Genomic DNA, 13776 nt, shown 5'->3' on the forward strand with positions numbered 1-13776 from the left:
ATAAGAGGCTAGGAGGGAGTGATGATGATAAAAAATAATAAAAAAATAATTTTGCTAGTTTCCTTATTGTACGCTTTTTGTTTTTTACTTGGAGTTCCAGGAATTTCAATGGCAGAAGGAATCGAATCAGTTGAAATTCAAGAACCTCAAAGTGAGAAAGTGGAAACTGTTGAAACCCAAGAACTTTCAAATCAGCAGGTAGAACAAACGCAGATTTTAGTAAAATTGACTGATGATTTTCAATTACAAAACGAGGAAGGTCAAGTAGTCGGGAACTTATTAAAGGATGCAATTGTTTTTGTGAATCAAGGTGAAGATGGAAATTATTATTTTCAACTAGGAAATCAAAATATTAATGTAGATCAATTATCTTTTGAACCTATTGATGATGCAGAAACTAGTTTCTATGAAACTAGTACTGACCTTTCAGAATTTGTGGTTTCAGAACTTACGGATGTCTATTCGGAAGATCTAACTTCTGTTCTTGGGACAGTAGAACCTTCTCAATCCTTTAGTATTTATGAGGAAAATGAGAAAGAAGTCACAATCATCTTTGGCAATGTTCTTGGAAAAATAGTAAAAGCTGAGGATAAGGAAGAAAGTAAAAATGAAGAACCGAACACCACAATTGATGAAGTAGTAAAAGAAGAAGCAGTTTCTGATTCATCAAGTAACGTACAAGAAACAGCTCCACCACAAACAATTACTACACATTCAATCATGGTACAGAGAGCGCAAGTTGTAGCAAAAGCTGCAACGCAGCCGACTTTTACTGGGAAGGAAAAATACTTTAAATCGAATGGGCCAGGAGTACCTATTTATTTCAATCAAAACGGCTCTAATGTAAAAGTTGGAGAACTGATAGAAGGCCAAGAGTATGTTATTCTTAGTCAAATTGATGGTTTTGTTCGAATTAAATTTGGTGATCAAAATGCTTATGTAAGAAAGTCATCTATTCAACCTAGTAATGGAGCCACAATTAAAAATCTGAATAAAGGCTTGACTAATTCTAGCCGATATTTTACAGCAAATCGAAATTTATCAGTATATGATAATACTTCCGGTAGTTTAGTAGAATTTGCAAAAATTCAGGATGGGGAGACATATCCTGTCATTAGACAATCATCTACAGACTGGTTTGAAGTGGATCTTGGTGGGAGAATTGGTTATGTGTATATCCCACATGTAACTACTAAAGTGAATACCTCAGATAAGTACTTTAAAGTCGTAAATGATGATACTTATGTATATGTAAATCAAAACGGCAAAAGTATTCCTGTTGCAAAATTGGCTAATGGTCAAGAGTATGCAATACTTGGTCATATTACCGGATTTGTAAGAGTTAAGTACGGTTCTTCTATTGCATATGTTAGAAATGGTGAAATTGCGCCATCTACTGGATCAAGTATTAAAAATACTAATAGCTCCGCTACAAACTCCGGGGAATCTATTCGAGCTAGACAAAATCTAGTAGTTTATGATAATACCTCTGGTAGTCTTGTAGAAATGGGAACGATCAATCCAGGCGAGTACTACCCATTCATTAGGCAGACTTCTACCTATTGGCTGGAAGTAGATTTTGGAGGAAGAATTGGCTATGTGTACAAGCCGCATCTAGAAATGTTCTTCTCTTCTGACGATAAGTATTTTCAATCACTCTTTAGTGATGTAAATATTTATTTGAATGATAATGGTACAAATGTGAAAGTTGGAAATTTAGTTAAGGAACAGCAATATGTAATTCAGAGCTGGATCGATAGTTTCATTAAAATTAAATACGGTCATGGAATTGCATATGTAAGGACAAGTGATGTCCATCCATCAACTGGCGGGGGATTACGCGGTGTTGATACTGGTAAAGAAGTGTCTACCACAACATTTACAACAGTTAAAAAGACATCTATTGTAACTGAAGGTGATTTAGAAGAATTTGCAACTCTTGAACCAGGTTTGACTTATCCAATTATCCGTCAATCTTCTAGAGAATGGCTTGAAGTCGCAATTGGAGGAAGAATCGGGTATATATATAAACCTGATGTCCAGATTGGACCATTTATTTCTTATGTATATAAGCAATATGCTCTTTCTTTAGAGGAATCTTTAGCTAAACAAATGGTTTCAAACCCACCACCTCAAACTGATACGAAGAAATATGACACGTTTGTGTCTAAAGATTATATTCAATTGGATTCTTCAGATCCAACGATTGGATATGTTACAGCTGGTACATTGAACGTTAGAGGTGGATCATCAACTAACTATTGGGTTGTTGCACAGCTAAGCAATGGTGCGAAAGTTAAGATTGTTGGTGAAGAAAATGGTTGGTATCAAATTGAACACAATGCTATGTGGAAAAATGCGAGTCCTACAGATACTCTTTACTACTTAGACCCTAATAGCTTTAGTCGAGATTCAGCAGAATTTTATCAGTTCATGAAATTATCTGGAACTGCTGGGATCACTGCAAGTGAAGTAAATGAGAAAATCCTAAAGGATAAAGGCATCTTGACTGGTAGAGCAGCTGATTTCATTGAAGCAGGGCAGAAATACAATATTAATGAAATCTATTTATTGTCACATGCCTTACTTGAAACTGGAAACGGAAAATCTCAACTTGCTTCAGGTGTGAAGATTAATAGAAAATATAATGAAAAGAACGAATTGATTATTACTATATTAGATTCTTCTGCTACTTCATATGATAATATCGTATATAATATGTACGGTATTGGAGCAGCTGATTCATGCGCGTTAAAATGTGGCGTTGAAAAGGCATATTATGAAGGCTGGACTACTCCTCAAAAGGCAATAATTGGTGGAGCTAAGTTCATTGCAGAAAAATATGTTCATAATCAAAAGGATACATTATATAAAATGAAATGGAATCCAGATACTCCAGGAGCATATTTATATGCGACTGATATCGGATGGGCAGTTAAACAAACAAACAGAATCTATAATCTGTATCGTTTGCTAGATGGCTATTCAATTACATTTGAAATACCAGAATATCGTAAGTAATGGAAAGAGACCAAATCAGTGTGATTTGGTCTTTTTTCATTTCGACGACCACCCCCTCGCTCCCATTAGCTTCAATAGTTGACCTACATAATTTCTTATATGAGCTAGTTTGTTAAAAGAAGAAGGAAGAGGAATTTTAATAAAAGATACCCCATTCTAAATTGAAAATTTAGTCGAATACTTTCGATATATATTTGATAGAAATCCTTGTAATATCACGTTGAAATATATTTGAATATTTCGAACCTTAAGGAAGTAGAAACAGGAGATATAAATGAAGTTCTAACACAAAATTCTTACAGCTATGCACTGAATAATTCAGTTATGTTGACGGGCCCAGATGGAAATCATCCTTTGATTGTGATGAAATTTATTTAAGATACGACAGATTGTAGTGAGGTACAAATTATCCAAATGGTAATTTCAATTTAAAAATTTTTAAAAAACGAATGTGTAAATTAATACCAATAAAAAAGTGGGAAAGTTTTTTTAAACTTTTCCCACTACACATTTTTAGTTTGTTGAATTCTCATTTAATCCATATTGATTTTGGCTCTGCAGTTCCAAGTGGGTCATTAGTTCATTATGAATTTCATTAACTGAATTTTCATCAGGAATGATATAAGAAATTCCATTAATTGTGTCACTAGTACCTTCTAATGTAAGTGTTTCTATATTATCTGAACCGAAATTTGGGTATTGCTTAAGAATAGCTAGTAAATCTCTTACACGTAGGTTAGTCTGGATATTATTTCCGATTTCTTTAGAGATTTTATCTATTTTCATTACTGAAGTTGGCTTTACTAATTCATCAATTACAGCCATTACAATTTGTTTTTGTCGTTCGTTTCGACCGATGTCACCCATAGGGTCCCTGTATCTCATTCGTGCATAGGTTAATGCTTCATCACCATCTAATTTCATTTTACCCTCGGTAAAATAATATTTGGTGTTCCAATCACCTTGTTTATAATCCCAAAAGTCAAATGGAACATCTACAGTTACGCCACCGAGAATATCAATTGTATTCACGAAGCCTTCAAAGTTAATTGTCGCATAGTAATCGATGGGAATATCTAGATAATTTTCAACTGTTTTAATGGTTAACTCTTTTCCACCTGTAGAATATGAATGATTGATTTTATCCTTATTTTGCTTTCCAGGAATTTTAACAAGTGAGTCGCGAGGAATACTCACAAGCTTCATTGATTCTTCATTAGGGTTAAATGTTGCTACCATTAGAGTATCGGATCTCCCGCCTTTACCCCCACTTGTATAATCCTCAATTCCCATAAGTAATACTGAAAAAGGATCTTTACTTACAGTTACTTCTTCTTCACGTAATTCTGATTTATTACCTCGATCAATTTCTTCATATGAGCTATTTGCTGCTTTAAAGGCGGAATAAATAACATAACCACCAAAAGCAAGAATGATTATCAAAATAAACAATAATAATCGTAACAATATTCTTCGTTTTCTCTTCTTCTTCTTCTTTACTGATTCTCTTGACATGTTCACATTAATTTCTCCTCTTTATTGGAAGCTTATTTGTTTTCTATTATCTTTTCTAAATACTCCACAACACCCTCCGAGATCTCCGCTTGTCCATTGGTAAGCTCGGTCATCCATTCAGTGAATTGTGGTGTTTGGCTTTCTTCTACATAGGTTTCGATTTCTACTGCGTCAATATACTTGATTTCTTTGATTTGGTATACAGAAGAGCGAAGTTCGTTTTCGACTTTGCCAAGCCAGGTATAATCAATTTTTGTATGCATGACCCTCATCAACTTGCGCTCGACGATTCCGGTTGCCTGGAGGCCTTCTGAGGTTGATTTTCCGTAAGCTCGGATTAATCCCCCTGCTCCTAATTTTATTCCACCAAAATACCTAGTTATGACAACAACTGTATCTTTTAGGTGTTTTTTCTTTAAAACTTCTAGGATTGGTACACCTGCAGTTCCACTCGGTTCGCCGTCATCGTTTGCTTTTTGAATCTGATCGTTTTCCCCAATGAGATAAGCGGAACAATTGTGGGTTGCGTCCCAGTTTTGTTTTTTTATTTTTTGAATGAATTCTTGAGCTTCCTCTTCGGTTGTAGCTCGATCGATATATGCTATAAAACGTGATTTTTGAATATTTATTTCATGCTCGCCATACCCTTTTACTGTATAATAGGAATGAAGCATTACGTAATACCTCCTATCGGGGCTCTTACGAAACGTATAGTGCGACAAAATTCGGCACTGTCCGAGTTCTTCTATAAAAATTTTTGCCCATTCTTCTATTATAAGACGACATAATTTTTACATCAATGGTTTGTTTTTTGCATAGATTAGATGTAATACAAATGTAAACGAGATGAAACGCTGTAAAAAACAAATCGGTATATAATTTAGATGGAGGTGGGAGCATGGCCACCAAAGGGCTTGATATTAAAGTTCTTGATTCAATATTGGAAAAAATGGTACACACCGTTGATCATAGCAAAGAAGAGATTTTCCGGATTGGTGAGCAATCTCGCAATGAATTTTTAACCTTGACGGATGAGTTAAAGGATATTAAGGAACGAGTTGGAACGATTATCGATGACGTAGATCGGTTGGAAAACCACTCTCGTTTTGCAAGAAAACGGCTTTCTGAAGTGAGTAGCCATTTTAAAAAGTATTCAGAGGATGAAATTCGGAATGCGTATGAGAAGGCTCATGATTTGCAGATGCAGTTAACAGTAGTACGGCAGGAGGAAAAGCAACTGCGCGAACGTCGTGACGAGCTTGAAAGACGATTAGTTGGTTTAAATGAGACGATTGAACGTGCAGATCATCTCGTTGGTCAAATTTCCGTTGTACTCAATTATTTAAATAGTGATTTTAAAATGGTCGGGGAAATGATAGAGGATGCGAAACAAAAGCAGGCATTTGGTCTTAAGATAATTGAGGCTCAGGAAGAGGAGCGTCGCAAGCTTTCTCGTGAAATTCATGATGGACCAGCCCAAATGCTTGCGAATGTGATGCTGCGCTCGCAAATTATTGATAAGGTTTACCGTGAAAGTCCGGAGCAGGGTGTGAAGGAAATTCATGATTTGCGCAAAATGGTGCGTTCAGCACTGTATGAGGTGCGTCGGATCATTTATGATTTACGTCCAATGGCACTGGATGATCTTGGATTAGTTCCGACCCTCAAAAAATACCTGTCCACTATCGAAGAATATAATGGCGACACTACGATTTCATTTACGTTTATTGGATCGGAGCAAAGAATCCCTTCAAAATTTGAAGTGGCTTTATTCCGAATGGTACAAGAAGCTGTCCAAAATGCCTTGAAGCATGCAGAAGCTCGTGAAATTGTAATTAAGCTTGAGATAGGTAGAAATCATGTAACAGTTATCGTGAAAGACAATGGAAAAGGCTTTGATATCCGGGAGAAGAAAAAAGACTCGTTTGGATTGATGGGAATGCGAGAACGAGTGGATTTACTTGATGGCAATTTAACGATTGATTCAAGTGTTGGCGCAGGAACAATTGTGATGATTCAGGTGCCGATAGAGGTTTGATTTTCCCCTTTTCTACGAGTGAGAATATTTCGGCAATTCTATGATACGTTACAAGAAATGGTCTTACTACTATAAGCTGCTTATTTATACAGGAAATACACGAATATAGCTACTAAAATGGTCTCTTAATACTGCTTAAGGAGTATTGACCGAGATTGCCTCAATTGTCAAAATGAAAGGGGGAGGCGTTATTTCATGAAAACAAACATAGTTATTATTGATGATCACCAATTATTTCGCGAGGGTGTAAAACGAATACTAGATTTTGAACCATCCTTTCAAGTTGTAGCAGAGGGTGACGATGGGGAACAGGCCGTAGCGCTGATTGAGCAGCATAATCCTGATGTTGTCATCATGGACATCAACATGCCACAATTGAACGGAATCGAAGCAACAAAACAATTAATTGACACATACCCTGATACGAAGGTCATTATTTTATCGATCCACGATGACGAAAGCTATGTGACGCATGCCCTTAAAACTGGAGCAACTGGTTATTTATTAAAGGAAATGGATGCGGATTCTCTAGTCGAAGCGGTCAAAGTCGTCGCAGAAGGTGGATCATACTTGCATCCGAGAGTAACACATAATTTAGTTAAAGAATTCCGTCGACTTGCAGTCGCAAGTGGCCAATCTGTTGGGACGCATTCGCACCTAGCAATGGAGGTTCGCCGTCCACTACATCTATTAACAAGAAGAGAGTGCGAAGTTCTTCAGCTATTAACGGACGGACGAAGCAACCGCGGTATTGGGGACGACCTATATATCAGTGAAAAGACGGTTAAAAACCACGTAAGTAATATTTTGCAAAAAATGAATGTAAACGATCGTACCCAGGCTGTTGTTGTGGCTATTAAAAATGGCTGGGTTGAAGTTAGATAAACAATGCACTAGACTTTTATTTGGTCTAGTGCTTTTACTTATTATTATTTTTTAGCAACACCCATAACTATATATTTCCAGTTGTTTGGAGTAATCTTATTCATGAGTTTTTGATCGAATTTAGCTAAAAGTCTACGTTGTTTTTCATTTCTTCCTAAAGTGGAAAAAAAACCTGTTGTCGTATAATGTACGTTTGAAAATATACTACAGAATTCGCTCAGTTCATTTAAATTAATATATCTCCATGAATTACCCCAGTTTACAAATTTTTTTCTTAACGTTTTATGTAACGGTGAAGCGCTTAAATTTTCAGCGAAAAATAGTTCTCCGCCTGGCTTTAATACCCTATGAATTTCCTCTATAGCCTTTTTTTGTGCCTCAATATTGTTATTACTTCCTACCCCACCTAGGACGGATTTGAAAACAATCACATCAAATTCTTCATTTTTATATGGTAGTTCTGTTGCATCAATAGAGGAATACTCTATTAAATTTGTTAAAGAATATTTAATATGCTTCTCCATCGCTAATTCGGTAGGGCCATTCACATCACTACAAATAACATTACAGCCGTGATGTGCAAGCCATAAGGACAATCCTCCATTTCTACTACCTATTTCAAGTCCTCTGCTATTTAAAAGGTTAAGGGTACTTTGCTGTAACCAATAATCGAGAGAGTGTCTCCAATTTTCTACATCCCACTCGATGATATCATGTACCATTTCCTCACTTAATTCTAATCCCATAAAACGATCCTCCTAGAAAGTGAAAATCAACAATTACAATCTTTTCCATATAAGAATTATGATATACATTGATTAGGAATGAAAGAGTGTAAAAAAATTTTTATATTACGTAATGTAAATGCAATGACATCTGTTACCGTACATTCGCAGGCAGTGATGGGGACGACCTATATATCAGTGAAAAGACTGTTAAAAACCACGTAAGTAATATTTTACAAAAAATGAATGTAAACGATCGTACCCAGGCTGTTGTCGTGGCTATTAAAAATGGCTGGGTTGAAGTTAGATAATTTAATAGATTGGTAGAAAGCTGAGTTCTCTGTTGGGGGCTTGGCTTTTTTTGTGTGCTGAAAATTTGTTTGGGGTCCTGGTCAAAAAATTATAATTTTATAACGTTTTTTGGAACAGGGTGATTTAGTCTTAGGTCTAAAAACCTATAGTTCTAACATTTTTATAAATTTTTATACAAAAGATTGGAAATAAAATGAGATTTCTATTAAAAAAATTTGGTAAATATGATAAATTTGAACTATATCATTCGACATAAGGAGCAACATATGACAAAATACTACCTTTTACTAGATGAAAGTGGTGACTTTATACAAGATCTTGATGGTAAAGAAGTCCCATCTATTGTTGGTGGGTTATTGTTTTCTCCTGAAAAAGGATTAACCCTTACCAAAGTTAGTGATATTTTTAAACAATTGTGTAACAAGCATGGCATAGATTCAGAACATTTCCATAGTACTGATTTACCTAAAGTCTCGTTTTCAAGATTTACGCTTGACTTATTATCTGATTTAAAAGCGAACGGTGCTACATATGTTGTTTTTGAAAATGTGGAACGAGTTAAGATTGTAAATGCCACTACTACATATATCAATATTCTTTCAGAAGGGCTCATACAACTTTTTCAAACTCTTTCTACGACTGAAGAATTCGTTGAGTTTGAAATAATTGCCGCCAGGCGGATGGAACAAGTAAACGATGATAATGGAAAATCGTATTTAAGAAGAATCCTTGTTGAGGAGTACCAGGTTAGTCTTGAGGAGAAGCTTGTAATCGGTCTAGCGAGAAGAAATCTTGCTTCCACGATACATAATTGGAAATGGTCTTTTTTAATTGGATCAGCAAGAAATGATGACTATCTTAAAGTAGCTGATACCATTTGTCATGCTTATTTTCGACAAAAAAAGAAATTTACCTCCGACCAACAAGTTACTTTACAACAATTACTTAAAGAAGGACACCTGTATACATTGTTTGATCACGAATCATCCATTTCTATTAAAAGACTTTTAGCAAATGGAATGCTGGGTATGGCCTTGTTTGAGTGGGTAGTTGCGGAACGCTTTTCCAGTCGTATGGAGCAGAGTCAGTTCCATGAGAATGAGTTCCTCGATTTAATTCTTACTAGGTTAAAAAAATTTCCATCCCATGCATTAAAAGCAGAGCTTCAGGTTTTCCTTACTACGTTACAAAGCTTGAACCATGTTGAAAGAAATTTTACGAAGGCAGAGGAAACGTTAAAAAAAGTAACGACTATCCTAATACCAAAAATGAAAGAAGCTGGTATTATAGCTCATTTATTTTATCTTGATTCATATTTAAGTCTATTTACAACGGCCACTCATCAAGGGCATATAAAACTGGCAGAAGAACAAATCTCTAACATACAGGGCGTTCTTCCAGAGCTAGGTAAAAAGTGGGAAAGTATTGACTATGTAATTGATTTCATGCTTCGCGAGGCGGTCCATGATTTAAATAAATATGATTTTGAGCGTGTTATTGAAAATATGACGAAACTGGAGGAGTTTATCACTCAGATGCTTTCCATCCTTCCGATTGCGGGTGAGATTCCTTATTTCCAACAGGATGACTTGTATTCCGATTTACTCGGAAAAACCTTAGGAAATCGCCTCCAGGCTTATTTTATGAGAGCAGCAAATAGTAGTAATTCTTCTATAGAAGACTATGAAAATGCAATCCATGATTCAGAGTTAGCTCTAAAGCAATTTAAGGAAGAACACCATACATACAGGCAATACCAATATCGTGCACAAATTGAATGCAATCGTGGAAACGTCGAATCATCATACGAATATTTATGTCGTTCATATTCATTACCTTCGACTACTTCGTACGCTGAGTTTCTACGCACTATTTTGGAACAACCAAAACCTAGTTTTCTATTTGGGCTCATGCATTACACACGTCTGATGGCAGCCACTTCTGCATTGCATCAAGGCGAAGATGACATGTACAAAGCATTAATATCGACTGATGTGTTAAATCATTCTTATTTTGCATCATCTGAAAGCTTCCATCCGATGCAAATTATTCATTGGAAGATTGGTAGTTATCTAGCGAAAAGTGGTAGCTATTCGGCTGCGCAAACTTATTATCAGAAGGCCATTTCTATTTGCAATGCAGATTCAGAATGCTTAACTCTTCGTTCAATTGGAATAGGAATTGCATTTGAACAAGCTTCCTTCCTTTTAACAGGGGGGACAAAGGTGCAAAAAGAAGCAAAGAATTCTTTAAAACTAGCAATAAGGTTATTTGACCAATTTATGGATGAAGACATTCCTTCTAGCATGAGGGATTTCTTTGAAAGATGGGGGTCAGAGATAACGAAGCTAGAGAAATATACGGATAAAGAAAAAAGTAGAGTGCTTTATTCACTCTCCACAAAAATCCCATATTAGAGGTGTGAAAACATGGTAAATCAAATATTAGAATTGACTGAGGAATGGCTAAGTAAAGAGTTATTATCGCTTGCTCCATCATTAATTTGGTCAGAAGCGGAACAAAAGGAAATCGATGAGATCCATGATGTAAAGCGTTGGTTTGATTTCTTGAAGGAAAAAGGTGTGATTCCAAATCATTTCCGATTAGAGGCTTTTACAATCCCACGTCTCGATTCCTTTGATGGGGATGATATGCTGGTCGTTTATCAAGAAGGCGCTCTTTGGATAGGGTACCCTCTTACTCGATTTACAGCCTTTACAGGAAATTGGAATAAGCAAGGAATGCTAGACTTCCTCCACATGTTATTTCCGTCCATGTTTGTTAGTCAAGAGAAACAACTGGATTTTGGTGGAGCTGAAAGCGATGAGCCGAAAGCTGAAGATCTGGAAAGTTGGGGTTCAATCAATTCGTATATTTCCGATACGGTTGAAGCTGCAGAAATTAATGGGGTAAATGTAGAAGCCTTTAATAAGTTTGCTGAGTTTGAAGACGATGAGGTCAATTATGTGGTTCATGACTATAATGAGGCACACTTGGATGATTTTGAAGATGATTACGACAACGATTTTAATGAGGAATTTGAGGCAAGCCATGAAACTTCGGAAAATGTGGATACTGAATATGTTTCCCAGCTATTAGAGGGAATTAACGAAAAGCTGGAGGCTAGTATTTCAACCGTGGAAGAATGTGTTCAAGAAGCAATAGACCTGGCTTCTCAAAAGAAGGGCTCCAAAAAGCTTGTTCGTATGATGTTGGAAGTTGAGGAAAAATTAACAGATTTGCAAAAACAGCTTACGACTGAATCAGATGAGGAGTAAACATGAATATTCAAGACATTGTAAAAGACTACAAGCTCTTCGTTGATACTAGTACATGGATGACACCTCATGCGAACGAATTTTTAGCAAAAAAGTTAACATCTATTCTTTCAGCTTCTAGTAAGCAAATTATTGTTCCATTACGAATCATCCAGGAAGTAAATAAGATGATGGATCATGAAGAGCGAGAAAAGAGGCACCGGTCGAAGGCTGCAGGAAAATTACTTCAGATTTATTTAAATCAAGGAATAGCGGCAGTCTTTGGGGATAAAAGTGACCCATTTGCTGATCAAACCTTTCTATATGTATTTCAACAGTTTCGAGTGAAATACAACTTGGCGCTGATTACACAAGATCGTGGATTGGCACATGATATTTTAAATCTGAATAATCAACATGCAGTTCAAGGGAAACGTATTTATGCTTTTCGAATCAATGAAGCGGGGAATATCGAGGAATGGGATTTTGATCGAATGTCATCAAGACCTCAGCAAACCTCAGCTGGAGCTCGTCCATTGAAACAGAAGAGACATAGAGAAGATCCACCACCACAGCCAAATGAAAAATTTGCGTTAGGAAAAAAAGTTATAACACAAAAAGAAACGAAAATGCAGGTGAGTCGGGTTCCTGACAAAAACGAGACCGTGTACTCTAAGGTATATGGAACCCTTCGTTTAAAAGAGGAGATTGGTGCAGGGGGAGAAGGGAAAATTTTCTTATCTTCTAATGGAATGGTATGTAAGATTTATAAAGAAGATCGAATTACCCATGAGCGCTTATTTAAATTAAAAAGAATGCTAGAAGTCCCAGTCAATAAAAAAGGGATTTGCTGGCCCAAGGATATTTTAACCAATAGTAGTAATGAGTTTGTTGGATACATCATGGAAACAGCTGAAGGGAAACCGATGCAAACGTCGATGTTTTTACGTCCCGTTTTAAATAAAAATTTTCCACAATGGACACGAAAAGACTTAGTCCAACTTGCCATTACCATTGTAAATAAAATCATATATCTACATGAAAGAAATATCATTATTGGGGATATCAATCCAATGAATATTTTAATAAAGAATGAGAAGGAAGTTTATTTCGTTGATACAGACAGCTATCAGATTGAGGATTATCCATGTCCTGTCGGTACGATCAACTTTACGGCACCAGAACTACAAGGAAAGAATTTTTCCACCTTCTTAAGGACCTTTACACATGAATATTTTGCAGTAAATACGTTGATTTTTATGATTATGCTACCGGGGCAGCCCCCATATTCACATCAAGGTGGGGGGACACCAGGAGAAAATATCAAACAAATGGGCTTTCCCTATCCGCTTGGAAAGGAAGGTAAAGGAACTGTCCCGGATGGTTCATGGAAATACATTTGGAGTCACTTGCTTTACGACATTAAAGAGGCGTTATTCAACACATTTACAGGAAAGAAGCGAGCTACACCAGAAGAGCTTAGAGATATTCTTGTTAAGTATAGACAAACAATCTCTAAAGGGCATCTGAGCGATGAACTGTTCCCAGAAAGTATGAAAATTCCACCTGGAATGGAAGCTGTATTAATATGTAGTGACCAAATGTGTAAAAACCCACATATAAAAGTACATATTGATTTTAAGCAGACAGTTGAGAGTGGTGGTGGGCGTTACATTTGCGATAAATGTAGGTTTAGAAGGAAAATTTGGCGTGCGTGGGAACAATCACGTTCTGGACAAGTTGGAAATGGATCTTCAAATCCATCAGTTTCAGAAGTTAGGACTAGCCAACCAAGGTCTAGATCGACAAGCATACCATCGAATCAAAATCGTCCAAGACAGCCGAGGTCGATTCCAGTAACGAATCCAACTAGTCAGCCAGGCTCAAATCAGCGGACAAATAGAACTAATACAGTACCAAAGCAACCAGTAAACCAAAATACGACAAAGCCTAATTCAGGGCAGCCAAAAACGGTTTTAGATAAAGTAATCAGTGCATTAAAATTTATCAATAAATAATTGGA

Annotated in this window: 9 protein-coding genes and 1 pseudogene; 7 read left to right on the forward strand and 3 right to left on the reverse strand. The window is 36.3% G+C overall.

Translation table 11 applies throughout. The features are described from left to right. Positions 1-24 precede the first annotated feature (24 nt). Entirely contained in the window at positions 25-3021 is a 2997-nt protein-coding gene (locus V7097_RS06195; protein ID WP_335702739.1) for an N-acetylglucosaminidase, read from the forward strand. Positions 3022-3534: 513 nt separating this feature from the next. Here the strand turns inward: V7097_RS06195 and V7097_RS06200 are convergent. Both V7097_RS06200 and V7097_RS06205 read right to left on the reverse strand, forming a co-directional pair. Next, positions 3535-4536, reverse strand: a complete 1002-nt coding sequence (locus V7097_RS06200) for an LCP family protein (RefSeq protein ID WP_335702834.1) — start codon at positions 4534-4536, stop codon at positions 3535-3537. A gap of 32 nt (positions 4537-4568) precedes the next feature. Further along, entirely contained in the window at positions 4569-5210 is a 642-nt protein-coding gene (locus tag V7097_RS06205; RefSeq protein WP_335702740.1) for a YigZ family protein, read from the reverse strand. 224 nt (positions 5211-5434) lie between these two features. Between V7097_RS06205 and V7097_RS06210 the strand changes: the two genes are divergently transcribed. Next, complete coding sequence (locus V7097_RS06210) at positions 5435-6574, forward strand: sensor histidine kinase (RefSeq protein WP_335702741.1); 1140 nt, start codon at positions 5435-5437, stop codon at positions 6572-6574. Positions 6575-6769: 195 nt separating this feature from the next. Further along, on the forward strand, positions 6770-7459 hold the full coding sequence (locus V7097_RS06215) for a response regulator transcription factor (RefSeq protein WP_335702742.1): 690 nt from the start codon (positions 6770-6772) through the stop codon (positions 7457-7459). A gap of 44 nt (positions 7460-7503) precedes the next feature. Here V7097_RS06215 and V7097_RS06220 read toward each other — a convergent pair whose 3' ends face one another. Then, positions 7504-8205, reverse strand: a complete 702-nt coding sequence (locus V7097_RS06220) for a class I SAM-dependent methyltransferase (protein WP_335702743.1) — start codon at positions 8203-8205, stop codon at positions 7504-7506. Between the two features lie 158 nt (positions 8206-8363). Between V7097_RS06220 and V7097_RS06225 the strand changes: the two are divergent. The 4 genes and pseudogenes from V7097_RS06225 to V7097_RS06240 form a co-directional block, all read left to right on the forward strand. After that, positions 8364-8495 (forward strand): annotated as a pseudogene (locus V7097_RS06225) (LuxR C-terminal-related transcriptional regulator); the annotation flags it as partial. A 267-nt stretch (positions 8496-8762) separates the two neighbouring features. Further along, positions 8763-10913 carry a hypothetical protein gene (locus V7097_RS06230; protein ID WP_335702744.1) on the forward strand — a complete coding sequence of 717 codons (2151 nt, stop codon included), beginning with the start codon at positions 8763-8765 and terminating at the stop codon, positions 10911-10913. 12 nt (positions 10914-10925) lie between these two features. Next, positions 10926-11774: a hypothetical protein gene (locus V7097_RS06235; protein WP_335702745.1), complete on the forward strand. Its 849-nt coding sequence runs from the start codon at positions 10926-10928 to the stop codon at positions 11772-11774. A 2-nt stretch (positions 11775-11776) separates the two neighbouring features. Continuing rightward, the gene (locus V7097_RS06240; protein WP_335702746.1) at positions 11777-13771 is read left to right on the forward strand and encodes a protein kinase domain-containing protein; all 1995 of its coding nucleotides are present in this window, start codon (positions 11777-11779) and stop codon (positions 13769-13771) included. Positions 13772-13776: the final 5 nt, after the last annotated feature.

It is taken from the genome of Bacillus sp. JJ1562 (assembly GCF_036962705.1).
Classification (GTDB): Bacteria; Bacillota; Bacilli; order Bacillales; family Bacillaceae_L; genus Ferdinandcohnia.

Excerpts from the sequence above, each read along its gene's own strand:
- V7097_RS06195 (WP_335702739.1), top strand. The coding sequence starts at position 25 with ATGATAAAAAATAATAAAAAAATAATTTTGCTAGTTTCCTTATTGTAC.
- V7097_RS06200 (WP_335702834.1), bottom strand. The coding sequence starts at position 4,536 with ATGTCAAGAGAATCAGTAAAGAAGAAGAAGAAGAGAAAACGAAGAATA.
- V7097_RS06205 (WP_335702740.1), bottom strand. The coding sequence starts at position 5,210 with ATGCTTCATTCCTATTATACAGTAAAAGGGTATGGCGAGCATGAAATA.
- V7097_RS06210 (WP_335702741.1), top strand. The coding sequence starts at position 5,435 with ATGGCCACCAAAGGGCTTGATATTAAAGTTCTTGATTCAATATTGGAA.
- V7097_RS06215 (WP_335702742.1), top strand. The coding sequence starts at position 6,770 with ATGAAAACAAACATAGTTATTATTGATGATCACCAATTATTTCGCGAG.
- V7097_RS06220 (WP_335702743.1), bottom strand. The coding sequence starts at position 8,205 with ATGGGATTAGAATTAAGTGAGGAAATGGTACATGATATCATCGAGTGG.
- V7097_RS06230 (WP_335702744.1), top strand. The coding sequence starts at position 8,763 with ATGACAAAATACTACCTTTTACTAGATGAAAGTGGTGACTTTATACAA.
- V7097_RS06235 (WP_335702745.1), top strand. The coding sequence starts at position 10,926 with ATGGTAAATCAAATATTAGAATTGACTGAGGAATGGCTAAGTAAAGAG.
- V7097_RS06240 (WP_335702746.1), top strand. The coding sequence starts at position 11,777 with ATGAATATTCAAGACATTGTAAAAGACTACAAGCTCTTCGTTGATACT.